Source organism: Heliobacterium chlorum (assembly GCF_014502795.1).
GTDB lineage: Bacteria > Bacillota > Desulfitobacteriia > Heliobacteriales > Heliobacteriaceae > Heliobacterium > Heliobacterium chlorum.
Genome location: NZ_JACVHF010000029.1, coordinates 1 through 26,223, shown reverse-complemented (window position 1 = coordinate 26,223; position 26,223 = coordinate 1). Strand labels below are relative to the sequence as shown.

Genomic DNA, 26,223 nt, shown 5'->3' with positions numbered 1-26,223 from the left:
CAAGCGTAAAACCGGAGGTTCTCCATGTTGGGAGAGCCCCCGGTTTCCTGCTGTTCCAGAGGTGGTTTAAACCTATTGATTGTATTGTGACGAGAAAGGCGATTCTGTTTGATTCATTTCGGGGTGATGCATCGGCATGGATGTCAAATTCATCTCTTGAGCATCGCGAGTTAGTTCATACATGAGATCAAAATACTCGCGGATCATCCGGTGAGATGAGAACTGCCAGCGGGCCATATCGATGCTGGCACGCATCATCTGGACCCAATGATCTCGATCATTATAATAAGTCGGAATAACCTCGCTTAATAGAACCCGGTATAGTTCTCGAAGATCTCGTTCGTCCTGTTCCCACTCCTGTAAATGAGATTCGATGATAGGATTGATCAACCAGCCGCTAACCTGGTGCTGCAGACCTTCACCAACCCATCCATCTACGGTGCTTAAGTTCAACACACCGTTCATGGCGGCTTTCATCCCTGAAGTGCCGCTGGCTTCTAATGGCCTTCTCGGATTGTTCAACCATACATCGCATCCCCGCACCATGTAGCGGGCAACTTCCATGTTGTAATTCTCCAGAAAGACGACGCTGTTTCCATACTTTTCGGACATGCGAACCAATTGTTGAATGATGTCTTTGCCAATTTCATCATTTGGGTGAGCTTTGCCGGAAAAAACAAGCTGCAATTTTCCTTCCCGCAACAATGACTCAATTACTTCAGCCGTTCGGAAGATCAGGTCACTTCGTTTATAAGGCGCCGCCCTGCGTGCAAAACCGACGATGAGATGGTCCGGATTTAATCGGACTTTCGAATGCTTCTCAATGTACTCAACAAGCCTGTACTTGTTGTTCAAATGGGCTTGCCAAAGGTCTCCTTTACGTTCAAAGGCCTCAGAAATGGAATCGTCCTGCCATGTTCGATTATGGACTCCGTTTGTGATGGATATAATGCATGATGCATCATGAATATCTTTCCACATCTTACAGGCTGTTTGACCATGTAATTTTGACACACCGTTGGAGATATGAGACAAACGAAGGGCTGCCACCGTCATATTAAACGGATCGCCGCCAATGTCTCTCACCTGTTCGTAACTGAGACCATTATAAGCCTCCATGAGTCGAAGCAAGTCATGACCATGCACCTCATTACCAGCTTCCACTGGTGTATGAGTCGTGAAGATGAGTTCCTTACGAACAGCCTCCCAAGCCTGGTGAAAGGTCATGCCATAGTGGCTCATCTTTTCGCGAATCAGTTCGAATCCGCAAAAGGTTGCATGGCCTTCATTTAAATGGTATACATCTACATCGATCCCGAGGGCACGTAAAGCGCGTACTCCGCCGATACCTAAAATAATCTCAGCGGCTACCCGATCTTGGCCGCTGCCGCCGTATAGTCGATTCGTCATCCATCCATGTTCACTACCAGGAAAGTTCGTATCGAGGAGATAAAGCGGTACGTTTCCATAACTATCCACTTTATGGACTTTGCAAACCACGTCGGCACCCCGGACTCGAACCTGAACGGTGACTCCCGTATCTTTCACCGAATCGAACCGAATGTTTGGATAGGTGTCGTAAGGTCTTCCCTGTTCTCCGATGAATTGATGAGTATAGTCCTGGTTCCAGAGGATTCCGATAGCGACCATCGGTAAACCTGAGTCATGGGCCGCTTTCAGATAATCTCCAGCCAATACGCCGAGGCCGCCAGCATAAATAGGCAATTCTTCATGGAGCCCGTATTCCATACAAAAATAAGCGACGCGAGGCAGCTTAGCTTCTGTCGTAGGATATTTCAAATTTTTTCTGGCGGCATAACCACCAGAATTCACCTCCTGGCACAGGTTCGTTTCCTTTTTATCATGCACAAGTCGTCCAAATTCATTCAAAAACCGTAGTTCCCAAAATAATCGAAGAACAATCGAAAATCTTTATGGATACGTTAGTTTATCGATCATCCTGAGAAAATATTATGTTATAATGTGTTGGAAAATGCCGAACCATCGGGAGGAATCCGGCTTAATGAACGATCTGAGTGAACGCCAGAAACGAATACTAGAATTCATACGATCAGAAATACGTCGGTGTGGATATCCTCCATCTGTCCGTGAGATCGGTGACGCGGTAGGTTTAATGTCCAGTTCTACTGTACACGGGCATTTAAACCGTCTGGAAAAGGCGGGGCTGATTCGTCGAGATCCTTCTAAACCAAGAGCAATGGAATTGCTGGTACCGGACGACAGCGATCATCCTTCCGATGGCTTGATTGATATACCCATTCTGGGACGCATCAGTGCTGGGCGGCCCATCTTAGCTACGGAAAATCTAGAGGGTACCTTCCCACTGCCGAAAAATTTTGTCCGTTCCGATAAAGTCTTTATGCTCAGCGTTCGCGGTGAAAGCATGATTGAAGCCGGTATTTTTGACGGAGACTTGGTTGTCGTTCGAATGCAAAATACGGCCGAAAACGGCGATATCGTCGTAGCCCTGCTGGGTGACGAAGCTACAGTTAAACGTTTTTACAGGGAAACAGACTATTTCCGTCTGCAGCCCGAGAATCCTCACATGGAACCTATTTTGATTAAAGAAGTGCGTGTCCTCGGCAAAGTTATCGCTGTTCTCCGGCGTTTGTAACTCGTCGATTCGATAAATTTGAGGGTAAACTTAATAAAACCATAGGGAAACTCACATAATCTAAAACTAGCTATCATAAGCCTCAAATGCAAAGAGCCTGTTCGAAATGTGTTGTCACGCACATTTCGAACAGGCTCTTTTATATCGATGAATAGACCTCTCCGGGTTAACCTTTTTCAATGAGAAAAAGTCTACTGATGGGATGTACAATTATCCCTTCGACAGCCGCTCTGTGGCATTGCGCTGCTTCTCAGCATGCCGGGCTACACCGAAATCGATAATCCGGCTGAGCAGTTCCGAATAGGATATACCTGTTGCTGCCCAAAGCTTTGGATACATACTAATAGAGGTAAAACCAGGTAGTGTATTGATTTCATTTAGATAGATCTCACCGGTCTGTTTATCAAATAGAAAATCGACACGAGATAAGCCAGAACCATCAATCGCTTTAAACGCCTGCACCGCCATTTTCCGAAGACGATCTGTGTTCGCTTCGTCCAATTCAGCAGGGATGACGAGGCGAGAATTGTCATCAATATATTTGGCGTCATAATCATAAAAGTCGTTGCAGGGAACGATCTCACCAGGAACAGACGCTGTCACCTCGTCATTGCCAAGAACACTGACTTCGATCTCTCGGGGATCGATCCCCTTTTCCACGACTAGTTTGCGATCATATCGGCAAGCTTCCGTAAAGGCGTTGATCAGTTCCTCCCGATCGGAAGCTTTCGAAATACCTACGCTGGAACCCATATTGGCCGGTTTGACGAACACCGGATAACCTAACTTTGACACCACTTCTTCTATCACCGGTTCACGGTTGGCTTCCCACTGGCTGCGTAGAACCACCCTATAAGGGACTTGAGGCAGATCTGCTTGGGCGAATAGGGCCTTCATGACCGCTTTATCCATACCACAGGCTGATGCCAACACGCCGCATCCTACATAGGGAACATTGGCTGTTTCAAATAGCCCTTGGATGGTTCCGTCTTCACCATTAGGTCCGTGCAGCACGGGAAAAAAGACGTCGATAGGTACGGGGCGGAGGCACGCATCAGTAATCTGAAAAATACCCGGTTGAGCCGGATCGGCAAGAAAACAAACCCGCTCACCATAAGGCGATCTTCCAGACTGTAGATGCTCGATCACGTCAGGCCCCATCCACCAGCTTCCCGATCGATCGATACCAATGACCTGCACATCAAAACGAGAACTATCCAAAGCCGCAGCGATTGACTTCGCTGAGACGAGGGAAACCTCATGCTCCCCGGAACGTCCTCCACAAATAACGGCAATTCTCTGTTTCATTCGTCGGGTCCCCCTTATCCGATTTCAAAACCACTGCTTAATTGTATATTCACCATACCCGCCAAATGAACGCGATGACCATAGAAAGGGCAAAAACGAACCGAACTGCGGACGCACCGGCTAACCCCAACATGGTTCCAATGCCTGCTTCCAAGGCGGAGTCTAAAGATCGACCACTCCATAATTCACCAGCAACAGCTCCGATGAAGGGACCGGCAATCAATCCGATCGGCCCGAGTACAATCAGTCCGAGAACGCCGCCGGCCGCCGCCCCCCAGGTGCCTGAAGAAGAAGCACCAAAACGCCGGGCACCCCAAGCCGTCCCTAAGTAATCCAGTACCGTCGCCAAAATCACCACGACAAGGTTGATGCCCAAAAAGAGCGGCGTCATTAAATGAAACCCTTCCGCAAAACCATAGCCAATCATGGCGATAAAGATCAAAGGAATACCTGGAATTACCGGCAAAAACGTTCCTAAGACACCGATAAACATGACGACAATGGCACCGATTAACCAGTAATCGTACATTTTCGTCTTCTCCCCTACTACGTTGTTCAGGACCTACCCGTTAGGGTACATCAGGGTAATAAGTTACGCTCAAACAAAGTTTGGGCCGCTGACAAAGCGCCAATGCGGACAAATGTTTGAGACAGACCTCCTTGAAAATAGACTGCAAAGGGCGGACGCATCGGTGCATCGACACTTAATTCACTGGTGGATCCTTGAATAAAGGTCCCACCGGCCATGATGACCGGGTCGGCATATCCGGGCATCGGTGCCGGTTGGGGAACGACGTGACCATCGACAGGGCAGGCTTTTTGCAGACCTTGACAAAAAGCGACGACTCGTTCGGCGTTACCGAGTGTGATGGCTTGTATGATATCGCTGCGCGGACTATCAAAAGAAGGCGTTACTTCAAAGCCGAGCAGTTCGAAGAGCCTTGCGGCGAAAACAGCGCCAGAGAGGGCCTCAAAGACGACCTGCGGAGCTAAGAACAATCCTTGGAAAAAGAGCCTTCGTCCCCCGGGGCTGCTTCCCACGTGTGCGCCAATACCGGGCGCTGTTAACCGCGTAGCTGCCAGTTGTACTAAATCGTCCCGACCGGCGATATAACCGCCCGTCGGGGCGAGTCCGCCGCCTAAGTTCTTAATCAACGAACCGGCCATCAAATCGGCACCAAGGGATGTCGGTTCCTCATCTTCCACCAGTTCGCCGTAACAATTGTCGACAAAGCAAACCACATCGGGACGAAGCTTATGTATCGCTTGGCAGACTTGTCCGATCGCCTGAGCTGAGAGGGCCGGGCGGAGACTGTAACCACGAGAACGCTGGAACGACACCAGCCTCGTATTGGATCGCAAATTTTCTAGGATGGCTTCAGGATTTAGTTCACCTGATTCTGTCAATTCAACTTGACGATAAGCGACACCAAACTCACGTAAACTGCCAGCCGACGGCCTATCGCCTAGTCCGATCACTTCCCAAAGGGTGTCATAGGGTGTTCCGGTGGCCGAGAGCATCTCATCACCGGGACGCAAAATCCCAAAGAGGGCCGTAGCAATCGCATGAGTACCCGATACGAACTGTTCCCGAAGGAGTGCGCTTTCTGCAAAGAGAATTCGCCCTGCGATGGCATCGAGAGTCTCCCGAGCTGAGTCACCATATCCATACCCTGTCGTAATCCCTAGATGATAATCGGAAACCCTTTCTTCATGAAAGGCCTCCAGAATGCGCATTTGATGGCGATCGCGCCGGTTGGACAGTTGTCGGATGTTCGGAGCAGCATCGGAGATTGCCTGGTATGCCAACCGGGCGATCTCTGGTGCTAAACGGCCTTTTTGCTGTAAGTATTCGATTAATCCATCCTGATCAATGGTCATTCCATCGCTCATCTTATTCCCTATTGCCTCCATCAGTTAATGTCCATCCTTCTTTCTGCCAAACCCCAGCCAGCGCCTGTGGTATCTCAGCACCAATCAAAATCCCATCGGTCTGATATTTTACGCAATGCACTTTTCCAAGACGGTGGGCTTGATCTATCATTTTTCCCTGTTCATAGGGGATTAATGCATCTACAGTGACGAGTTGTCTAGGAAGAAGTGAAGTCACCATCGTCAGAAGCTTTTCCAGACCCTCTCCTGTATGGGCTGAAACGGCCACCCAAGCCCCCTTCGGAACCAGCATGGGATCGATGGTGTCACTTTGCAATTTATCGATTTTATTTAAGACTGTAATTACCGGTTTATCCTCAGCGCCGATTTCAGAGAGCACTTTTTCGACCGTATTCATCTGTTCTACGGCGTCGGAATGGGCGGCATCGACTACATGGAGGAGCAAGTCAGCAGCGACGATTTCTTCTAATGTGGCCCGGAAAGCCCGTACCAGTCCATGGGGAAGTTTGCGGATAAAGCCGACCGTGTCAGAGAGTAAAAAATCAAATTGTCCAGGCACCCGGATCCGCCGTGTCGTCGGATCAAGGGTCGCAAAGAGCTTGTCCTCACCACCAGGGCTGGGCCCGCCTTGAGGACCGTACATATCGACGAGACGGCTGCTCAACGTGGATTTACCGGCATTCGTATATCCCACCATCGACAAGAGTGGCATGTCAAAGCGCTGTCGCGACTGGCGGAGCCGCTCCCGGTGTTTACGCACTTGGGAAAGTTCTGCTTCGATTTCCGAAATCCGCCGTCGTAAGTGGCGGCGATCGGTTTCCAGTTTCGTTTCCCCGGGTCCACGAGTGCCGATGCCGCCGCCGAGGCGGGATAAGGCAATGCCTTGGCCCATGAGCCGTGGCAGCAGGTATTGCAATTGGGCAAGTTCCACCTGAAGCTGGCCTTCGCGAGTCCGGGCACGACTCGCAAAGATATCTAAAATTAAGGCAGTCCGGTCAACCACGCGGGCCCCGGTGAGATTTTCTAAACGGCGTTGTTGCGCTGGCGAGACCTCATCATCGACGATCAACAGATCGGCACGGGCGACTTGAACGGCTAAGGATAATTCTCGGACTTTCCCGGAACCGAGATAGGTGGCAGGATCAGGCTTGTCCAACCGTTGGGTTATGGCGCCGACAACAAGAGCCCCCGCCGTTTCTGCCAACTGTGCTAGTTCAGCTAACGGCTCTTCTTCACCAGTTCCGGTCAGACCAATAAGAAAAGCTTTTTCCGGCTCTTCCTTGTTTGTCCATACAGGCGATGCGGTGTGACTTTTTTCGAGAAAATCGACGGGCTCTTTCCAAGCAAAGGAGCAGAGCCGTTCATAGTTCATCGGGCCGGCCACTTCGATAGCGGGCTCGCCCAAATCATTAGGGACGAGAAAAGCCACAGAACCTCGGTGAGGTTCAGCGGCGGCGATCACGGCCATGCAATCCAGACGAAGTTGGCGAAGTGCCGACAAGTCGACAGAACTCAACTGATCGCTGCTTCCCGGATGGGTGTGAATACAGCGGACGCCAGCTAAGCGATGGCTGCCCCGTCTGAGGTCGTGATCGCCTAACCCAACCGTCGAAGCATCGCCGACAGCCAAATCGATGAGGCGGCCCCGCCGGTCGACAAAGAGGGCCACCTCCCGGCCCGTTTCGGACGTAAACGAAACAAGCTCCTTCCCGATTTCTGGGTCAAGGAGCAAAGTAGCATCCATCTGCATTTGTAATAGGGCTTCCAGTCGCTCCAAACGACTACGCGAAACCCCTTCCACATTTCCACGAATTTTATTATTACTCATACCTATAATGTTACCATAAGGCCCGGAATTTGCCTAGGCGCGAACATCAACGACTTGTTGGCAACCTTCCATGACGTCTTGCGCTTCGAGAATCATCAAGGCATCACGGGAGATTTTTTGCCTTTCGTGTACATTGATGATGCGGACAGCTTGTCGGCGGATAGCTTTCTCGACAATGTTTCGTACCATGCGGGCATTGCCCCGGTGCTGGTGGCCCACCTTCTCCTGGTCCAGCAAAAAGTTACGCAAGGCCAGCTTTGCCTCACTCGATAGGATGTACTGGCGACTCGAAATCATCACTTCGGCAATAGCTAATAGCTCGGCGGTTGTGTAATCAGGAAATTCCAGTTGAATGGGAAAACGAGAGCGAATACCGGGATTGCTGCGCAGGAAATAATCCATCTCATCTTTATATCCCGAAAGGATCAGAATCAAATTGTCCCTGTGATCCTCCATCGCTTTTATTAAAGAATCCGTCGCTTCTTTACCAAAGTCTTTCTCCCCGCCTCGGGCCAATGAATATGCCTCATCAACAAAAAGTACTCCACCGATAGCTTTTTTTACTTGTTCCCTAGCCTTCAAAGCGGTATGTCCTATGTACTCTCCAACTAAATCTGCTCGTTCTACTTCAATTAAGTGCCCTTTTGGTAAAATATTTAATTCTTTAAATAGACGACCTACCAACCTAGCAACAGTTGTTTTTCCGGTTCCTGGGTTACCTTTGAATATCATATGTAGAGCCATGGGATCATTAAGTAATGTTTCTTTTTCTCTCCAGTTACGTACTTCAACGTAAGCTCTGATTTCATAGATCAGCTCTTTTACTCCTTTTAAGCCAATCATTTTATCTAGTTCTTCTAGAACACTTTCTAGTCGATTTTGTTGTTTAGCTCTTATGTTTGTCGATGCTTTCTCAAGTATAGTCCTTTCAATACTTTCACTATTCCCTCCACGTATTAGAGGATTAGGAAATGCTGAAGGCAACCATGAAGGAATGGGGAAGTTTGGTGGATTTGTATTGGAGTTGATATTTAAACGAATTTTCAAAAGCGTCACCTCCGAAACCTCTCATACATTTCTATTATTCTCACAAAAAATAAGAACAATTTAATTCTTAAATCCCACACTAAGTTTTTAGGGCGATTGTTCTTGCTTATAGCATTATCCCAAGCTATTCTCTCGACTCTTTTATGAAGGGTATCGTTCAGCCAAAGTCATGTCCTCCTTGCCCTACGATTGATATCGCGGTCGCGTCCGCGTGTGGTTAATTGAGCGGCTAGTTTAACGACATAACACCGATGGATCGTGCAATATTTCGGGTATTCTAATCCCGGAGGTGGTTCTATGTTTGCTTTTCGAAAGTTTCACCAACGCCGACGTGAGATGTGCCGGCTGTATCCGTTTCCCTTGATTATCGTAGGCCTCATTATCGGTCATTTTCTGTTTGGCCGGTGTCGGAAGTGTTAGCTGCCTCCCTGCCACTCCGTTAGGGGTGGCTTATTTCTTACCGAAAAGCCTTCATTTTTTTTGGTGCTTGTCTCGTAGTTGCGTGGGAAGCAGTTGAACATCCCGAACTGGGCTAACATGGTGCTGACAAATGGGGTGAAATATCTTACCGGTTCCGCGAACTTGATCATATGTGAGGTATCCCGGTGTTAACCCATGAAGGGAAATTACCATCCCCTCAAATGATCGACAGGCGTCTTTAGCGTTGTGAGACGATATTCCGCCAAGTCCACGCCGCGTTTCATCGTCTCCACCCGAGTTCCTTCTATGTGAGCCTGTGTAAGTTTTGTTAGGACCACCATCTCGGTGTACGTCGACAGGTTCCATTTCCGACCAGAACGGTCTACAATACCAATCCATGCTTCGCTATACAATCTAGTCGAGAGACCTTTGTGTTTGAGGTCGCCTAAGATGGCGCTTTTCACTGTCCTGCGCCCCATCTGCTCTACCGCTTTCACTCGTAGCGTCTCGGTGACGGCGTTTCTTACAAGCTGCTTAATCTTTCTTTCCGTGTTTTGCGTGGCCATGAGCAAGTCCGTGTAGGTGTCGTTAATTAACGCCTCTGTCCGCTCTCGGGCTAGCATGGAGAAAGAGATGGACGATGCCGCCTCGGATACTGAGGTCACATTCCCAAAGATAGGATAGTTTGCACCTGTGCTTCTGTGAACATCTGTTTAATAACCTGTTCGCACCACGTCTTCGTAGAGCCATCCAAGTCTCGCAGGATGACCATGATCTGCGATAGCAATGATTCGGCATAGGCTTTTTCTAGCCCACTCGATGGAATAGATTTTAACCGACCGGCAATTTCGGTAAAGGCTTTCTGATAGTATTCAATCATTCGCTTCACTTCCCGCTCATAGACGGGTTTGGGAATTGGCCTCATTCGCTGTCACCGGGTTGCTGGAAGATGGACGGATCAGCCGATGGCTATCAGCCTATGGCTTCTTCTTCCTGCATCCGTTTTAACTCGGCATCAGCCTGTTCTTCCGTCAAATCGTCCAGCCACATAAGGGCCGATTTTTGGGAGAGTCGGCTTCCCGCCAGTTCGAATCGACCTGATGTTTCAGTTTCATCGTCCGGTAGGCCGTCCTTGAACTTCACTTTTGGAATCGTCACTTCATAGCCCATCGGTCCCTTACAGGCAATTTCGAGGAGTTGAGCGATCAACAACACCCGCTTTAGGGCTTTGTTGTAATACTGACGTTTGCGGTTGACCTTCGCGAGAATGGAGTTGAGACGCCATTTGATGGCAAGACCAGATGCTCCACTGGTTCCCGCATCACCAGAGCCAAGGGCAATCTCGGGGATTTCGGCGTTAATGAGCAACAGCTTGACCAGCTTGTCCAATTCCATAAAGGCTGCCTGTAACTGGCCGTCCCAGGTGATATATTGTGGGATGACTTCGTCCTTCCCCATCACCTCAAAGACTTTATCGACGCCCACCCGAAAGATGGGGTTGCCTTGTTCATCCTCGCCCAACGTACCCGCCGGTACTGCCATGGCAGGGTCAGCGTGCTTATCGAGGATGGAAGCGATTTGCGAGAGCCGGTGGTTAATCTCATCAAACAGCGGCTTGTTTTCGCTGAGGTCGTCGATACCTTCCCAGCAATCGTCCGTGGCGTAGTTAGGCACGTGGACTACCAGCGGGAACGGCACGCCAGTCTGAACTTCTTTTCGTTCGCCAAGAAGCTCTGCATCGATGCGCCACTCATTGATTTCGTTATCCACGGTCACCACAATCGGGTCTAACTTGAACTTGGCGTAAACTATGCGACCGGGATAGTGGGATTCGGCGTTTAACAACCAATCCTCGGCATCACCACGCTTCACAAGCACCGGGTAGGCGATGTGATAGGCGATGATGCGATTGGCGTCGCCGGGAGCCGTTTCGGGGAACACATACTCGGGATTTTGGGCTTCAATGATGACTCGGAAAGGATCGCTCTCCTTCCCCACCATCCCGCCAAACTCTTGACCATAGCGGATTTTATAAAATGAATCGCCTCGGTAGGCGTTGGATAAGGCACTTTCGTAATTCAAGATGTGAAGGTAGTTCCCCTCGACCAACCGTTCGATCGCCAGTTGCTCGTTAGAGTTATCGTTTTTACCAGCAGAGAATGTGGGTTGCTCACCAAACAAAAAATCGGCGGATTTCTTACAAATCACGCCGGGAAGGTTGGTCGAGATATAGAGCAGTTCGTTTTGTCTGCGGGAAAGTTTGTTCTGAATCCGTTGGAACACGTCGTAATGCTTACCCAAAAACAGCCTTTTGTTTACTCGATATCTCCGAATCCGGTCACGATGAGCCGGTGCCGGGTAATAACTGCCGATAGTCAATAAGGACAATAGACGACCTCCTTCCTCACATTTTCATCTACCTAGCCGGGCCGCTGGGGTCGTTTACAACCCTTCCGGTTTTTTATGGAAAGTTCGTCGCCGTCCTCCACCACAAAGTTCCACAGCCATCTGCAATGCATCGGGTAGATCGTCGTGGTCGTGATTGGGGAATTGCTCTAACTGCTCCAGCAGGATTCGCTGGTGCCTCATGAACCGGAGAATCCCTTGCTCCACAATCGGCTCCAGCGATTCAATCCGTTCTTCCTTCTTAGTCTTACTGGTCACGGCTTTCAGCTTGGTCGTGTAGATACCTTCCCTCGCCATCCGTTCCCGAGCCTGCCTGAATAAGTCGAACTGGGCTTGCACGGTCTCGATGGCGAAAATCCGTGGCCGATACTTACCGATTTTGTTAATGACCTCAATCAGTGCTTCATGGGCCGGGCACTTCCTCGCCCAGGTCTCTACGACATAGAGGATACCGGTCCGCCGGTCACGACCAATGATGACGATGGCGTTGTAATCGGAACGGTTGTTTTTGCCCATCGCGATGTCCCACGCCCCGAAGTAATCTAACGGCACAGGACGCCCCATCTTATCCCTGAGTTCAGGATAGTCGAAAAACGTGAACATGGACGGCTTGAAAATCTGGGTTTCTTCGTCGATGGGGTTGTTAAGGTACTCCGAACCAAAGGCTCGGGAGCCGATATTGACCTTTTCGATCATAAGCCGGGAATAAGAAAAGCGTCCCGGCCATAAGACCTCGACGCCTTGATCCATTTCCTCTTGATTTGTTTGATAAAAAGCAATCGCATCATCCAGTCGGGTTTCATTTTCTGGATTCCGACAGGTAGATTCGAACTGCTCCCATAAGTCGCCCCGTTCCGGTGGGGATACGATGGCCGAGTACGTTCGGGATTCGAAGTCCGATCGTTGAAGTACCGTGGTCAGCAGTCCTCGTGCGTGAACAATCGTTCCCATGTAAATAAAAGCGGTTTTTGCTGGGTCACCGATGGGCATCACTACGGAGTTGAACCAGTGCAGGTTCTTGTCCCGCAGTTCCGGTGTGTTGGTATTCTTGGCCGATTCGAGGTCGTCGAGGATAACAAGGTCTGGCCGATATGAGCCATTTCGCTTTCCCCTCAATTGCTTTCCCATGGATGCCGCTTCGACCAGTACCCCTGTTCGCGTAAGAAACGCCTCTTGATTATCCCGCTCATTCATGGATTTTCGATCAGACAAGAGCTCACCAAAGTCCTCGCGCAATTTCTTGTTGAATTTGAGTTGAAGCGATATCCACTCGATAAACTTCTTGGCCATCGAGTCTGTTTCCGAAATGATGAGGATGTATTTCCGCTTATCAAAGACGATTTCATGGATAGGAAAGCCGTTAGAGAGATATGCCGACTTGGCATGGCCCCGTGGAGCTGCCCAGGCAATCCGAGCCGTGGGATTCTCAACGGATACAACTCGAAGGAGATCGCAGAGTTCTCGATGAAATCGAGGGGCGTCATCAATATGGACGCCTGCCGGGATAAGGTTCTGCTCATTTTCGGGGTTTTTATCATCCGAAAAATACTCATACATGAAGAAGAGAACATCAAATTCTGAGCGGTCAATCCGACGAAGTTTGTAAAGCTCCTTCATATCGGAAATATACTCACTTTGCATCGTTGAACTGAGTTCTTGTTTGGCACGAACCTCGTCAAATAACTGAACTCGCTGCTCTAAAAGTTCCATTCGTTGTTGTCGCTCACCACAATTATGGATGTTTATGGTTCGTTCACCTCCGATGTTTTGACAAGAATCAAATACAACACTAAGAAAGTTGATCATAGTATCGATCAAACGTATCTTTCGACAAGTTTTTTGCGTAAATTTATCACTTTTCCAAAGTTATTCACGATACCCACAGAAACAATTACTCAATCTGTTGATAAAGTAAAATAATTACATATTTCTTTCTACTTTTTGTCGATGGCACTCGCCACTAACTGCATTTATACGACATCTATTGCGGTGGCCTGTTCGAATCCGACTGAAAAACACAACTCCATCGATGTCAAATACCTCGACGTCCGATGTCAAGCACCGTGACGTCCGGTGTCAAACCCCTTTGACTTCGCGATGTCAAACACCTTTGACACTAACTATAACCAAACAACTAGAACCACAGAACAAGAACCAATAACAAGAATACAGGTCAATGTCAAATACCGGAGATTAAATTAAGAGATCATTCCGGTAATAAACCCGAGAATAGGACTTGCCCCTGTCGCCCTGCACGTCGCCACACGTTCGAACAGAAATTGTTGTTGGCATAATTATCCCAGATGGGCAATTGCTCGCCACGTGTGCCACCGTGTGGCTTGTCGTGGGCAACGGTTTCATTTGAAGGGGTACAAGTGAGAAGCCTCGTCGGATTAACCGACGAGCCTAATAAGAATGAGTCATATTAGTTGCCCGTGAGCAAAGATGCTAATAAAGCCTCGTCAGTTAAACTGACTAGCATAAGATTTTCCAGTGAGCCTACACGTTGCCACACGTTCGAACGGATATTCGCCTTGGTATGTTTACCCTACCCTTCCCATTCTCTTGCGACACAGGGCAACGTCCAGGCTCTGTGGGGCTACTGGAGAAATCGAAAAGGGTGTACCTAGTCGTTACACCTTTATATCCAGGAAAGTTCTTCGACGGCTCTAGCCAAATCTTCTTCGCCCGGCATCGTGTACCGGCTAGTCATGGAGAGATTGGGAGAGCCGTCTTTTTTCATATGGCCCATCAACCGGGCGATCACATCCAGCGGAATTTTCCGCACGGCTAATTCATGGCCGAAGCTGTGGCGCAGGGTATGGCAAGTAAGATGGTCGATACCGGTTATCTTCGCATATTTGGCAATCAAAAAAGAAACACCACGGGGACTCATTCGTTCGCTTCGCTGGGAGTAAAGCAGGTAGTCACCGTTGGTATGGCGAGATTCCATAAACCGCAGGATGACTCGTCGGCAATCCACGTTCAACGGAATTTCACGATATTTGCTGTGTTTGCCGTTGGGGATGACGAGTGTTCCTTTGCGGTCGCTGATTGTGACGTCCTTCAACCGGATATCGCAGAGTTCCTGAAGGCGAACCCCGGTATGGAGCATCAGCGTGACCATCGCCAATTCTCGGATATTGCCGTGTTGGCGAATGGCCCGGATAAGCGAATTCTGCTCATTACGGTTCAGCCACTTGGGCGAGACTTGCGGGACGGTGATGGGGTCAACCATCTCCGCAGGATTATCAGGCGCATGGCCGTTATCGGATAGCCAGCGGAAAATGACATTGAGATGGGTTAATGTGAGGGCGACGGTATTGGGCTTGAAGTTACTGGCAGCGAACCTTTTGAAATTTGCTACGTCCAGTTGTGTAGCCATCTGCGGCAAGGCAGACCCCCCGGTGGGGGTGGGGGCGGGGTGCTCTTTGGCGTACCACCGGGAGAATCTGGCCCAACTGTCCTCATAGGAGCGCAGGGTGGTTGGGCTTTTGCCTTGGCGCTGGAGTTTATCGATGAATGCTGCGATCATTTCTTCATCCCCTTGCTATAGACGCTGAGTAATTCAGCCGTTATCCCTTCGAAGTCTTGGGCTTCGTGGGTCACAGCTTATCTCTACCCAGCGACTAATGCAACAATAGAGGATGAGTTGCCGGAAGAATAACAGGATGCTCATACTGTGAGCACCCTTTGGCTACATATCGGCCAGCATCTTTTTCAGGTTATCAATCTCCGCCTCAATTGCCTCGTTGGAACGGGCATCCTCTATCTTAGCCTCAACCTTCTGCACTTCGGTCAACCGGCCCTGGTTCTTCATGACTAATTCAATGGCCTTTAACTTATTCTTCTCGCTTTGACTGCCGCGAGCAATGGATTTTAGGCTGTTATAAGCCTCGGCAAGGAAGTCTTTCATCGCTAATTCAGCCACTTCATTCTGATAGGCGATAAAATCCGGGTCCTGCTTCCATCGGTATAACGTCCGTTCGCTGATACCGGCTTCTTCCGAAATTTGGGCCAACGTCATCTTGTGGACGTCGTTTGAGGCGAGTATTTCCGCAGCGAGTCTCTGCGAGCCGTTCAACGCATATTTCTTCGATTGATCTGACAAAGGTTCATCTTCTCCTTTCAGTTAAAAAATTTGAACCTACTTCTAACTTCACTATAGTAAAGTGCTATTCTTGAGAATCGTCAGCTTACCGTCAATCACGCAGATATCTCCGCAACAAAAAAGCGACCCCGCAGTGAATGACGTATCTCACTGCGTGTCGCTCTCTCTTATTCTAGAGGTTGATGTTCGAGTTGTTGGCTCTGGCCTTTTAGCGCAGGCCAATCCGCAAAGGCTAGATATAGAAAGGCAATAAAGTTGATTACCGGTACAAGCATCAATAGACTCATCCATGGCGAGAATCCAGCCTTACTAAAAATCTTCCAGAAGGCAATTACGGAGATAATAAATACAATAATCCCAAAGAGTGCTGAGCCTATAGTACTAACGGCTAGGAAATTACTCATTTCATCCATGTTAATTTCCCTCCCCTACAAAATAATAATGAAACCGCACTCTCCCATCTTATTCTGTAATGGGCAGTTTATGCTGGTTTTGATGTATCAGAGAGGGTAAAAAAAAGAGCCCATTAAAGGCTCAAAAAAATATGAGAAATACTTTGGCGATATTATTTTAATATATTTTTACATATCGATACAACTGGATATCTTAAATCGCACTCTTTATGTGATCGTAATCCGCCCTTATTTGTGACAGGTATCTTACAGGAACCTCCGCCAGTAATCCCATATTTCACAGAGGCTTCCAAGTTGGTATGATATCTGGGCGGATGGCATGGCCAGCGTCCGAGGTATATATACGTGTTTCACTGTTCTTTGATAATCCCATAGATATAGTGTTACCGGTGTTAATTAACAGTGTATCTAGTTATAGTATTAAGACACAGTATAGTTAGTGTCAAAGGTGGTTGACGTCAAGATTGACGACGTCGTCGTTTTTGACATCGCTCTGTCAGCAGTTACTCCTCAATAAAGTTCATTTAACGGACGTTATTTTTATAATCACCTAGCCCTAAAATGCCACATCTGGCCCCCGCACTCGCCTCGCCCAGCTGCCGCACGGCTGGGTTGGCAACGTCGCGGGCTGTGTGCCGACGTGTGGCTCGCAGGTATTATCTGAATGGAATTATATTGGCAATGAGTTCTGTTGGCACACGTGGCGAAACAGGCATGGCTGTGGCAATCACGAGATTTTCTGTACATCGACGATATCGGTGAAGAGAATTTCACGCTCACCACGATCGGTAGATACTGATAATTTCCCCATTCTGCCTTTTAGCGGCACACACAAGATCTGTTTCCCATTTCGCAGTTGAATCATTAACTGTGACTTTTCTTGCATGGCAGAACTGACGATTTCATTCATTTCCTCTAGTTGATACTCAGTGATTTCCCGCTGATCATCAAGCACCTGAACGTCTTTTGGTTTTAGGAACATCATCAACACCTCCTGGAAATAGAATAGCACGTTTCCTACGTTATTGGAACACACGTTCTGATGCTATTCCAGGTATTTCTTGCCGTTGGTCAAACATTAAACGTGGACCTTGTATTAACTTGTTTATCTACCTATAATTACGTTATATGGTATCAATAATAAGGGATTGGTTCATGTGCAGTTAATGGTGATTATTGCTTTCGTCTACGGATTTCTTTTCTTGCGTTACTATGACAGTGACGAAAAAACGGTGGTTCTAAAGTACAAATTAATATCAACTGGGATTATTTTTGGGTTATCCGTTTTGGCGTTGTTCATTTTAATAGAGCTTGGCTTTCACGATAATAAAACCACTGCGGTATTATTGATAACTACAATATGGACGATATCTATTGTTAATTATTTGATTGAGCGTGTTGTACAAAAGAAAACGAACTCCACCTAAGCTATGCTGCATTATTCAGTCTACAAGTCGCAGCATCCACGTACTGCTACTCAACATCAAACGCGATAAACTCCTCCCCATCCCGCTTGGCTGCTACGCAGTCTCCACCGCTACTAAGGAGCGGGACAAGAACGATATCGCCTAGCTGTGACAATTTTTCGTATTTATCCTCATTTTCCTCCAAATAAGAAGGCGACTCGCTGCAATATAGAAATCGCTGCGTGGCGCCTCTCAGTCAACATTTTTCCCACTCATTATCATTATCTTTGACGAATTCCAGTAATTCTTCCGTGATTGCTAGCCCTTGTACAATAAAAAGTAGCTTTTCTAACCTTATAATTGTAGGCTCTTCCTTATTGTTAGCAATTCTTACAAAGGCCTCCAACGTAGCTGATTTCGGCAGCATTCTTCGTATAGATTTAATACATTTGGTCGTCCATTTTTCAAGCGGTAAAATTAGATTAGTTACTTTATCGGGCATTGGTTGAAGTAAATTACGCTTGAGTTCCTCACCAATATCAGCGAGAACCCGGAAAGAAATAACACTATCTTCTTGTGGAGAACAGCCCTTTCTAGAACAAGTTAATGTCTTTCGAATGATAGTTCTCACCTCCAGAGATTTGTGATAATTCTTGCTGTTACTTTAACAGAATTTGACTTGTTATAACAAGAGACTTAGGTCCCAAAAGTCGGAATTTTTCGTTTTCTGTCGCGAACTTGTAAATATAATTGGATTATGCCACTTCTACCAACCGCTCTTTGGCCGCCTCCACGTATTGCTCCTCAACATCAAACGCAATGAACCTCCGCCCCATCCGCTTCGCTGCCACGCAGTCCCCACCACTGCCGCAGAATGGGACCAGAACAACATCACCCGGCTTCGATGATTTTTCAATAATCATCTCGGCCAGCTTTACCGGCTTTTGCGTTGGATGGATGTAGGTTACCGCCGGATCACGAGGAACAGCCCATACGTCCGAAATTCGCTTTCCATTTAATATGTGGCGTCCCTTCACGGCGAAGATGAGAAATTCATGGGCAGGGCTGTAGGCACCACGAAGATCACCCATTCCCCCTCCGTTCTTTTGCCAGACGATGCAGTTCTTGATGGTGAAGTTTTGGGCGATGCGGTGGTACCACTCGACGTAGACGTCCCATCGCGTATAGCAGTAAAGGGCACCACCGTCTTTCAATACCCGATATGCATCGGCCAACCAGTCGGCCATGATGATGTTGTCGTTTTGGATTGCTGTGAACTTTCGCTTGCGACTGCCGCTACGGTAATTTATGCCGTATGGTGGGTCGGCAATGATGAGGTCGATACTGTTGTCGGGGAGCAGTTTGAGGCCGTCGTTGATGTCCATGTGGTGGATGGTGTCTAGCGTAAGCTCGCCGAGATTTGCTGTCATTGGCCACCGTCCTTGAAAAAAATAAAGCAGTCCGGCCACGATGGGCTGAACTGCCTTCTTATTTAATAGGTGGGCTGTGGGTGGTGGGGTACAACTAAACTTGCTTGTAGAGTTGGTTTACTCGGCACTTGGTAGCCCATCAATATAAGAGGCGAACTACCTCAAGTTTTTGAGATAGTATTACCTTCTTAGTCCATGATTTTTAACTCATCAGGTTTAACAACTAATTGAGCGAATGTTATACCGGTATTGCCATCTGAAAACTCCACTTCACAATTTCCATCAGCGTAAACTTCGATGATGTAACCAAGATCACCAAAATTTGCACCTTCTTCTGTATATCTATCTGTAATTAATCTAACTTTGCTATACTGCTTCATATATCCACCTCAAATTTATTTAGTAAATCCACTAAACGGTGTATTGAGAGTTATTGAACCATCTTCTTTAATCATCCAACCAGATTTTAGATAGCTAGTTTCCCCAGTTGCGTCACCTATTCTCGGTAGTTCAATTTCTATATCAATACGCTGTCCATACTGGTCATTTTTCCCTAGAGTGTATTCACCTTTGGCGTACTTCTGTGTTGCCTGTTCTTGATATATCTTAATTAAATCATCTGCTGTTTCTTTAGTATATCCTAAATTCTTGAAAACAACATCTTTACCATGGGTTGCATCTTCTTTGAAAATATAATCTGTAAACTTTATGCTATCGACGATAGTATTAGGTGACCGTGCCGGTTTTGAAATCCTACCAAGTTTATCAGCATCTTGCCCATCAGTTTAGCAGAATGCTCCGCTCCCTTTCCGGCAACAAAAGCTACAGCTGTTGCTCCTGCAGCTTCAACCAATTCTAGTCCCGCAGCTGTACCGAATACAAATCCTCCGACTCCAGTTTCGGAAAATGCTAACGCTGCTCCTTCCACACCTGCATAATCGCCTCGCTCAACGAGTACTATCCTTGAGTAAAGCAGTCCAACCACGATGGGCTGAACTGCCTGTCTATTCAATAGGTGGGCTGTGGGGCGGGAGGTCCAAACTGGATTATATATAACAACATTCAACTTTTTGAGAAAGTAATTACTCTTACACTTTAATGTTGTTCTTAATTAATAATCTTACTACAACATGTATCGTTGAAAGATAGACATAAAAAATCCAGCTAAGCCAGATTGTTTTGTCGTATTCGTTTTTTTGTTTACTATTGTGGTGTCGAATAGCAAAGTTATTCGCTATATTAAAAAGGTCACTTTCGTCATTCGATAGTAATAACCCCTTCATCTTAGACCTTAAAAATTCGAGAATATCGGCTAAATCTCTAACCGCATCTTTCCGATCTTGTATAGACGAACGATGTCTTCTAAATTTTAGTATCGCTTGTTCTAATCTGTTATCAACATTATCTTTATCAAAAACAGGTATTTCGGCTTTTAATAGATGTTGTAATCCAGTATCACCTAATGATAATATTTCACCATTTTCTGATATTTCATACCCTTCTTGATAATCTCTTAAAATATCATTTATTTGTGTTCGATATTCTCTTTGACCCGTTGTTTTGTCGAATTTATCATAATGCCAACCACAATCACCATAACTATGATAACGGCCACTAACAGGCTTTGAAATTAAGTCGTATAATAGCTCAATAACATCAAAAAGGTCGTCTTCTGTGTAATTAATGTGGTTTTCGGTAATCGGCCATAAATCCGGTTTTCGTAGAACTCTGAAGAAATACATTTCTATGTCTGCACCTAATGTTCCAGGAACATCTCCGTCATCTACGCAAACATAACCAAATGATTCTTGAAAGTAATCTTTTTCGTTGAACTGCGAATAGATTGCATTGAATAGTCGCCTTAATAAAATCAAGTCAATCTTTGCCAATCCTGGGTGTTTACCTGTTCTAACAGAATAATATCTACGTACCTCCATCGACAGAACACCTCTTTTCAGTTAAGAATGTCGCATTAATTGAACTAAAATATTTCGTTAATCATCGGCAGATATCCTTCTCTTTGCAATCCATTTATTAACTTTTGGCATGTTTTTTCATATTCTTTTGCTATAGTTCAGTTTTGTTTATAGCAGACGACTTTTCCTCCACCTGCCCCTTCCAACCCAATAAACAACCCCGCTTGAAAACACCGTCACAGCATTTTGTTTATTTATCTCTTTTCTCTTTTAGCTTAGGGTCTTGGAGTTACAAAACCTATCTAATGCTCGTGTTTCCCAGTGTCAATTCGCTTCAAAATACGTTAAAATCCTACACCTTTTAGTCTTTGAAAAACCCAATATAACCTCTTTCTAATTTATTACCCATCGTCTACCATGCTCTGTCCATCCCTGTGCGATGTTCAAAGCCTTCGGGGATAGAATGTTGGAATTGGGGAGAACTCAAAGAATTATTTAGATTTTGTTTGATGTCTTCCATTAGATTTTTATTAACTAAAACTTGTTGAACAAGAACTGATAAAGAATTTATTGTATAACTTAAACTATTTAGGTAGAAAAAACGTTTTATTAAAGATATTAAAAAAGCGACAAGTATTATAAAGCCTGATGCTTGAAGTGCATAAATAAACCCTTCCGAATAATCTGTAATATTTTTATATCCCCAACTTAGATAATTGTTCCAAACTGGAATTAACAGCGATAAGATAACGCCTGGAATTATAAATGGAGAGTATTTTTTATTCTCAGCTTCTTTATCTAATGCTTTAACTAAAGAATCAAGTTGATCTTTCTCTTTAATACCATGTGAGCTCAAAAACTGTACCACTTTTTTTAATCTTACAGTGTTTATTCCTTGGTTGCTATAAAACAAGGGGACATCTATATTGTAATTTGATTTTAATATTTTTTTGTGATTATATTCAAGGATAGATAATGATAAAAATATTAGAATGATAGAAGTAATAAAATATTTAACGTTAAATGGTTTTATTGCAAGAAATATACTTAATATACTGGTCGTACCGAATGAATATATTATGCCATATCTAATATGTGCTTTTTCTACGATTATTTTTCTCTCACTAAGATTACTTTTGTAAAATCTAAGTAATGTGTATACACTAACGACATTAGTTTTGATTTCTTCGTCGTTTTTCAATGATGCCACTACTTTCTAAATATCAATTATAATTAATTATATATGGTAAAGTTTGGGTCGTCAATCAGTTCAATCGTCTCCAAATAAAAACAACCACCCACCCTCACTGGCCTTTCCCGAGACGGGAGACGAGATGGCCGTGAGCGATGAGCGATGAGCGATTGTATGTTATCCTATTCGACAGTTAAACTATTGGTACACGGATTTTCGTTACTTCACCTAATAAATTCCTCAACCCGATAAACTTGACCCTCCACCTTCCCCCCTACGCCTCTCAAACCGACCAACCATACCACAACGGGGTTAAACTGGACGTGGGGCGTTATAGCGGCCTTATGTGGGGGATGGGGTCTTTAGGCGAAAAATAAGCAAACGACCCCGCCAATAACGGCGAGATCGCTGGAGGTCAATGAACGCGTTTCTTCATCTGTTCACGCTGATCACAAAACAGCTCGGCCCGGTTGCCCGATTTCTCAAGGCTTTCCTTTAATAACTCCTGAACGCTGTTAGGAATAGTAAGCCCTGCGGCTTCGATTTGTTCTTGGAAAAACTCGAGGTCTTTGGCTAAGGTAGCGTTTTTCTCACACTTGTCGTTCAAGTTAGCCAAAGCAAGCTCGTCTTCTTCCCTCTTTCGCTGCCGTCGAGATACAAGCCATTCCTGGATGAAGACGCATCACCTACGGGGTTAGTGTGTCCCGGGTGGCCATAAAAACAAAAGCGACCTCGCTAGTGGTGGCGAAAGTCGCTGTAAAATATCAATTATCGTTATTTTTCTTTTTACTGGGTTCTTGGTACTTAAGCACATCCGTAAAATCCTTGACGAATTCAAAGATATCATAATTCTCAAATAGTAAATCTACGAGATCCCCATCAATCGCTTTTTCTTTTACCATTTGTATTAAAATTGATTCTATTTTTTCCTTACTGTATCCCATACGGTAAGGTCGATCTTCTATAAGAGCTGAGAAAATATCCGCTACACCAATAATCCGACAACCTAAGTCTAAGTCTGCCCCAGAGATGTGAAAGGGATATCCTCTTCCGTCTAATCGCTCATGATGGAAGGCTGCCCATCTGGCGACTTCGTTGAGTTCCGAGACGCTTTGTAAGACATGGTATGTATGATAGCTATGCTGCTGAATAACCTCAAATTCTTGTTCCGTCAGAGAGCTTGGTTTTTCTAAGATTGACTCAGGTACACTTAACTTGCCCAAATCATGGATAAAACCCGCTAGTTCAAGTCGAGCCACTTGTTCTGGCGAAAATTCTGCCAACATCCCAAGTTGTACGGCAATACCTGCAACAAGACGTGAATGTCGATAAGTAAATTTGCTTTTTTGGTCAATGATCTGAGCGTATACTTGAAATAGGCTTCTTAACTCTCCATACGTTAATTTTACTTCTAAGCACTCATTCGGAAGCATTTCCTCCGTTAACTCATCGATAAATTGAGACTTTAAATCTAACCAGAAACTTGGTTTTGAAGTAATTTCGATAAGCACTTCTTTTAGTTCTGGACGAAACATCGTTCCAAACGCATTATTCACCTTAGTCAGAACTTCATTACGTTGATGGAGGATATAATCATTATTTAGTAATACATCAATTCGATCGGCTAGATGAATAATGTCGCAAGAGCAATTCTTGAGAATGGTTTTCTTTTCTTTTATCCCATCTCTCATGATGATGTAAGATGATTTTCGAAATATTTTCAAAGTGATGAACATCTTTAAGGATTCTGTAACCTCTTTCGCAGTGTTCATCTGTCGTTAGGACGTCGAAATTTAATAGATTTTTTCGTTCTTCAAAAGTTACCGCACCTATGTCGTGAATACTTGAGGAGCAATATAAATCAAGTAGTTTCTTGCATGGGAGATTCATTGCCTTCCCGATACTTACCGCAATATACGCTACCCTTTTATGGTGGTAACTAAGACCTTCGTTGCTTAAATCGAGAGCCATGGAGAAGGTTTTTAATATACGAGGTAAATCTAATCTAGTAATCAGGCTTATAACCTCCTAAAATCAGGGTAGTCGCCTGACTTTTCTATTAACTTATTGTATCATGACAACCCACAAATATGAATTCAGGCTAGAGAGATTCTCGTTTCGTATGAAACATGACCACCTAGAAAAAATGCCAGAGCTATTAGCTCCGGCTGGCATATGGAATAGTTAGGAAGGATGATAATAGGATACCATGTCTTTTGTATTGAAAAAAGGGACTTTAGGCCTATTATCTCCTAATAATTTCCGTTGTGGGTCAAAACCGCCCCTCCAAGTCCCCCCTAATCCATCAAACGCGACCACCGATACCATTATTACCACAACGGGGATTAAATCGGACGTGGTCCATTATAGCCGCCTAATGTGGGATATGGGGGATTTTGGGGTGATAATATTGTTGATTTTATTCGATATTGAGCCGCTCTATGGTTGATTAACGCCAACGATAAAAGAAAAATTGCCCGAACATGTGGGCAATCTCTTTCATCAGATTAAATTTCATGGACCTCAATAATGTCAAAGTAAAAAGAGCCCCCATTACAGAAATATATATTATAGGGTGTATCATCTCTTAAGGTTTCTAATGCATTCTTAAAGTCTTCAATAGTTTTAGGTTCAGCAATAATAGCATCGAACCGAACCCTGTTAATTTTTTCGGTTTCAAGACTTATGCGTATTTCATCGTTTAACCAAAGAGTTATTGTACCACTTTCATCGTCAACGTTAATTCTTTCTAACTGTGCTTTAGGTACAGAAACCAAGTTTTTCACCCTGACATGTACGGTAGCTTTTTCTTTTTTTAGTTGCTCTACGACATATACCAGCATCTGTATATATTGATTCATACCATCCCTCCCTCCGGATTATATGAAAATCACATTATGAACTAGACCTTTTTTAGACTATTACTAACGGTGAGTAGAAAAGAATAACAGCCCGGCCGTTGGCCGGGCTGCTTGAACTCACCTATTTAAGATCTATGCTCTCACCCTCACTCGACTCTAACCCGGGAAATCTCATTGCGATTTCGTTGATCTGCTTACCCAGAGTGTTTTCTGTTTCAACTGGCCCACCGGGTACGGAAGTCAGATCATAATTGTTGGGCATTACCCTCACCTCCCGGGGTTAGGGTACCCAGGTATAAAAATAAAAGCCGAGTTTAGTATAGATGAGCGATTGTCTCTTAGGATTAAGTAGACCCGGCTCTGAACACAGAAACCGGGCCGCTAAACCAAGAACCTTCATGCGTTGAGTAAACATCCGGTTGGTCAGTTATTTAGTCAACGCAACGAACTAAGGATTCCCAGATGAATGATAAAAAATACCCCGCAATAAACTACGAGGTAGCACAATAAGGTTGGTTTGGGAGGAGTTCAATTTAACGTATTCCATAAAACGTTAAACGGTGAATAAATTCGAATATAGTTTCGGTATGAAGACGTAAAAAAATACCCCACAAAAGTGGGGCGGGATGATCGCGTTGGGACTTAGAGATGCAATTGCAATATTAAAATATTCTAATTTTCCTTGCAATGTGATTAAGACAAAAAAGTACCCTGCGATAAACCCGCAGGGCGAAGCCGCGAAATGATAGAGGGTTATGTGAACCGTGCCAGTAAATCTATATGCATGATTGGCTGACGTAATGCAAGTGTTAAGTGAGGTCAAAAAAATACCCCGCAAAAACGCAGGGTGCAACATGGATGGAACTCTTTAGAGGGCAAAAGCACGATACAATTTATGCTTAATTCTCAGAAATATGTCCAAAAACGAAAGAAGCCCGTGAAACACGGACTCTTTCAGGGGACGTGGGAGCTGATATGAGAAATGCACTGAGGAACCGGTTAAAAGGAATGTAATCTCAGCACAATACTCATATTATTTCCTGACTTATATCCATCTTAATCATTTTACATTCTAAATGTTCAAAACTGCCCTTTTCTTGTTTTGGAATAAACGTTTTACTTCGGTACTAAAATCGTTAACGTCGAAAGGCTTGCAAAAATATTTTGAAGCAATCCCATTATGTATGCTTTCTTCAATTTGTTCGTCCGAGAATACACTGATAAACCAAATCGGAGTTTTAATGCCGAGTTTGCGAATTTGAGTGGCTGCCTCCAATCCGTCTACATCGGGCATCCGAATATCTAATATAATGAGGTCATAATGATTGCTGTTCGATAAGGCAATGACTTCAGAGCC

General features: G+C 45.4%; 27 protein-coding genes. 1 reads left to right on the top strand and 26 read right to left on the bottom strand.

What is annotated here, in order from left to right; translation table 11 throughout:
* Window positions 1–72: 72 nt before the first annotated feature.
* Window positions 73–1,800, bottom strand: coding sequence for an alpha-glucan family phosphorylase (gene glgP / locus H1S01_RS17330; protein ID WP_423751941.1), 1,728 nt, complete (start codon window positions 1,798–1,800; stop codon window positions 73–75).
* 223 nt (window positions 1,801–2,023) lie between these two features.
* Here glgP and lexA point away from each other — a divergent pair, with 223 nt between their 5' ends.
* Window positions 2,024–2,635, top strand: coding sequence for a transcriptional repressor LexA (gene lexA / locus H1S01_RS17325; protein WP_155475050.1), 612 nt, complete (start codon window positions 2,024–2,026; stop codon window positions 2,633–2,635).
* A gap of 210 nt (window positions 2,636–2,845) precedes the next feature.
* Here the strand turns inward: lexA and H1S01_RS17320 are convergent, their stop codons facing one another.
* From H1S01_RS17320 to H1S01_RS17210, 25 genes are all read right to left on the bottom strand, one after another.
* Entirely contained in the window at window positions 2,846–3,943 is a 1,098-nt protein-coding gene (locus tag H1S01_RS17320; protein WP_188041651.1) for a D-alanine--D-alanine ligase, read from the bottom strand.
* Window positions 3,944–3,992: 49 nt separating this feature from the next.
* A complete protein-coding gene (locus H1S01_RS17315; protein WP_188041650.1) occupies window positions 3,993–4,472 on the bottom strand; it encodes a DUF456 domain-containing protein in 480 nt (159 codons plus the stop codon).
* 50 nt (window positions 4,473–4,522) lie between these two features.
* Window positions 4,523–5,857, bottom strand: coding sequence for a methionine gamma-lyase family protein (locus H1S01_RS17310; RefSeq protein ID WP_243237415.1), 1,335 nt, complete (start codon window positions 5,855–5,857; stop codon window positions 4,523–4,525).
* On the bottom strand, window positions 5,838–7,613 hold the full coding sequence (gene hflX / locus H1S01_RS17305; RefSeq protein ID WP_207732401.1) for a GTPase HflX: 1,776 nt from the start codon (window positions 7,611–7,613) through the stop codon (window positions 5,838–5,840). The genes H1S01_RS17310 and hflX overlap by 20 nt, the downstream gene beginning before the upstream one ends.
* An 84-nt stretch (window positions 7,614–7,697) precedes the next feature.
* Window positions 7,698–8,711, bottom strand: a complete 1,014-nt coding sequence (locus H1S01_RS17300; protein ID WP_243237414.1) for an AAA family ATPase — start codon at window positions 8,709–8,711, stop codon at window positions 7,698–7,700.
* A 626-nt stretch (window positions 8,712–9,337) separates the two neighbouring features.
* Window positions 9,338–9,796 carry a phage minor capsid protein gene (locus H1S01_RS21700; RefSeq protein WP_243237413.1) on the bottom strand — a complete coding sequence of 153 codons (459 nt, stop codon included), beginning with the start codon at window positions 9,794–9,796 and terminating at the stop codon, window positions 9,338–9,340.
* On the bottom strand, window positions 9,793–10,056 hold the full coding sequence (locus H1S01_RS21695; protein ID WP_243237412.1) for a hypothetical protein: 264 nt from the start codon (window positions 10,054–10,056) through the stop codon (window positions 9,793–9,795). Before H1S01_RS21695 ends, H1S01_RS21700 begins: the two co-directional genes overlap by 4 nt.
* A gap of 47 nt (window positions 10,057–10,103) precedes the next feature.
* The gene (locus tag H1S01_RS17290) at window positions 10,104–11,519 is read right to left on the bottom strand and encodes a phage portal protein (RefSeq protein WP_188041648.1); all 1,416 of its coding nucleotides are present in this window, start codon (window positions 11,517–11,519) and stop codon (window positions 10,104–10,106) included.
* Between the two features lie 54 nt (window positions 11,520–11,573).
* A complete protein-coding gene (gene terL, locus H1S01_RS17285; protein ID WP_188041647.1) occupies window positions 11,574–13,247 on the bottom strand; it encodes a phage terminase large subunit in 1,674 nt (557 codons plus the stop codon).
* A 931-nt stretch (window positions 13,248–14,178) separates the two neighbouring features.
* A complete protein-coding gene (locus H1S01_RS17280) occupies window positions 14,179–15,072 on the bottom strand; it encodes a tyrosine-type recombinase/integrase (protein ID WP_188041646.1) in 894 nt (297 codons plus the stop codon).
* Between the two features lie 162 nt (window positions 15,073–15,234).
* Window positions 15,235–15,648, bottom strand: coding sequence for a phBC6A51 family helix-turn-helix protein (locus H1S01_RS17275; RefSeq protein ID WP_188041645.1), 414 nt, complete (start codon window positions 15,646–15,648; stop codon window positions 15,235–15,237).
* A 167-nt stretch (window positions 15,649–15,815) separates the two neighbouring features.
* Window positions 15,816–16,061 carry a DUF805 domain-containing protein gene (locus H1S01_RS17270; protein ID WP_207732400.1) on the bottom strand — a complete coding sequence of 82 codons (246 nt, stop codon included), beginning with the start codon at window positions 16,059–16,061 and terminating at the stop codon, window positions 15,816–15,818.
* Between the two features lie 727 nt (window positions 16,062–16,788).
* Entirely contained in the window at window positions 16,789–17,043 is a 255-nt protein-coding gene (locus H1S01_RS17265; protein WP_188041644.1) for a YolD-like family protein, read from the bottom strand.
* Between the two features lie 680 nt (window positions 17,044–17,723).
* The gene (locus H1S01_RS17260) at window positions 17,724–18,098 is read right to left on the bottom strand and encodes a hypothetical protein (protein WP_188041643.1); all 375 of its coding nucleotides are present in this window, start codon (window positions 18,096–18,098) and stop codon (window positions 17,724–17,726) included.
* 124 nt (window positions 18,099–18,222) lie between these two features.
* Window positions 18,223–18,897, bottom strand: a complete 675-nt coding sequence (locus H1S01_RS21205) for a DNA-methyltransferase (RefSeq protein WP_207732399.1) — start codon at window positions 18,895–18,897, stop codon at window positions 18,223–18,225.
* Between the two features lie 188 nt (window positions 18,898–19,085).
* Window positions 19,086–19,277: a DUF4926 domain-containing protein gene (locus H1S01_RS17250; RefSeq protein ID WP_188041642.1), complete on the bottom strand. Its 192-nt coding sequence runs from the start codon at window positions 19,275–19,277 to the stop codon at window positions 19,086–19,088.
* 15 nt (window positions 19,278–19,292) lie between these two features.
* Window positions 19,293–19,589, bottom strand: coding sequence for a DUF6883 domain-containing protein (locus tag H1S01_RS22615; protein WP_423751940.1), 297 nt, complete (start codon window positions 19,587–19,589; stop codon window positions 19,293–19,295).
* A 14-nt stretch (window positions 19,590–19,603) separates the two neighbouring features.
* The gene (locus H1S01_RS17245; protein ID WP_188041641.1) at window positions 19,604–19,882 is read right to left on the bottom strand and encodes a hypothetical protein; all 279 of its coding nucleotides are present in this window, start codon (window positions 19,880–19,882) and stop codon (window positions 19,604–19,606) included.
* A 103-nt stretch (window positions 19,883–19,985) separates the two neighbouring features.
* Window positions 19,986–20,834 carry a hypothetical protein gene (locus H1S01_RS17240; RefSeq protein ID WP_188041640.1) on the bottom strand — a complete coding sequence of 283 codons (849 nt, stop codon included), beginning with the start codon at window positions 20,832–20,834 and terminating at the stop codon, window positions 19,986–19,988.
* A gap of 391 nt (window positions 20,835–21,225) precedes the next feature.
* Complete coding sequence (locus tag H1S01_RS17235; RefSeq protein ID WP_188041639.1) at window positions 21,226–22,014, bottom strand: hypothetical protein; 789 nt, start codon at window positions 22,012–22,014, stop codon at window positions 21,226–21,228.
* A 406-nt stretch (window positions 22,015–22,420) separates the two neighbouring features.
* On the bottom strand, window positions 22,421–22,621 hold the full coding sequence (locus tag H1S01_RS17230) for a hypothetical protein (RefSeq protein ID WP_188041638.1): 201 nt from the start codon (window positions 22,619–22,621) through the stop codon (window positions 22,421–22,423).
* A gap of 148 nt (window positions 22,622–22,769) precedes the next feature.
* A complete protein-coding gene (locus H1S01_RS17225; RefSeq protein ID WP_243237411.1) occupies window positions 22,770–23,729 on the bottom strand; it encodes an HD-GYP domain-containing protein in 960 nt (319 codons plus the stop codon).
* A complete protein-coding gene (locus H1S01_RS22610) occupies window positions 23,617–23,976 on the bottom strand; it encodes an HD-GYP domain-containing protein (RefSeq protein ID WP_188041636.1) in 360 nt (119 codons plus the stop codon). Before H1S01_RS22610 ends, H1S01_RS17225 begins: the two co-directional genes overlap by 113 nt.
* A 536-nt stretch (window positions 23,977–24,512) precedes the next feature.
* Window positions 24,513–24,866 (bottom strand): hypothetical protein, encoded by a 354-nt coding sequence (locus tag H1S01_RS17215; RefSeq protein WP_188041635.1) that lies wholly within the window; start codon window positions 24,864–24,866, stop codon window positions 24,513–24,515.
* Between the two features lie 1,072 nt (window positions 24,867–25,938).
* Window positions 25,939–26,223, bottom strand: a 285-nt coding sequence (locus H1S01_RS17210) for a response regulator (RefSeq protein WP_188041634.1), incomplete at its 5' end; no start/stop codon positions are given.

Excerpts from the sequence above, each read along its gene's own strand:
- H1S01_RS17215 (WP_188041635.1), bottom strand. The coding sequence starts at position 24,866 with ATGAATCAATATATACAGATGCTGGTATATGTCGTAGAGCAACTAAAA.
- H1S01_RS17315 (WP_188041650.1), bottom strand. The coding sequence starts at position 4,472 with ATGTACGATTACTGGTTAATCGGTGCCATTGTCGTCATGTTTATCGGT.
- H1S01_RS17320 (WP_188041651.1), bottom strand. The coding sequence starts at position 3,943 with ATGAAACAGAGAATTGCCGTTATTTGTGGAGGACGTTCCGGGGAGCAT.
- terL (WP_188041647.1), bottom strand. The coding sequence starts at position 13,247 with ATGGAACTTTTAGAGCAGCGAGTTCAGTTATTTGACGAGGTTCGTGCC.
- H1S01_RS21205 (WP_207732399.1), bottom strand. The coding sequence starts at position 18,897 with ATGACAGCAAATCTCGGCGAGCTTACGCTAGACACCATCCACCACATG.
- H1S01_RS17240 (WP_188041640.1), bottom strand. The coding sequence starts at position 20,834 with ATGGAGGTACGTAGATATTATTCTGTTAGAACAGGTAAACACCCAGGA.
- H1S01_RS22610 (WP_188041636.1), bottom strand. The coding sequence starts at position 23,976 with ATGGCTCTCGATTTAAGCAACGAAGGTCTTAGTTACCACCATAAAAGG.
- H1S01_RS17250 (WP_188041642.1), bottom strand. The coding sequence starts at position 19,277 with ATGAAGCAGTATAGCAAAGTTAGATTAATTACAGATAGATATACAGAA.
- H1S01_RS17270 (WP_207732400.1), bottom strand. The coding sequence starts at position 16,061 with ATGGATGAAATGAGTAATTTCCTAGCCGTTAGTACTATAGGCTCAGCA.
- H1S01_RS17310 (WP_243237415.1), bottom strand. The coding sequence starts at position 5,857 with ATGGAGGCAATAGGGAATAAGATGAGCGATGGAATGACCATTGATCAG.
- H1S01_RS17265 (WP_188041644.1), bottom strand. The coding sequence starts at position 17,043 with ATGTTCCTAAAACCAAAAGACGTTCAGGTGCTTGATGATCAGCGGGAA.
- H1S01_RS21695 (WP_243237412.1), bottom strand. The coding sequence starts at position 10,056 with ATGAGGCCAATTCCCAAACCCGTCTATGAGCGGGAAGTGAAGCGAATG.
- lexA (WP_155475050.1), top strand. The coding sequence starts at position 2,024 with ATGAACGATCTGAGTGAACGCCAGAAACGAATACTAGAATTCATACGA.
- H1S01_RS17280 (WP_188041646.1), bottom strand. The coding sequence starts at position 15,072 with ATGATCGCAGCATTCATCGATAAACTCCAGCGCCAAGGCAAAAGCCCA.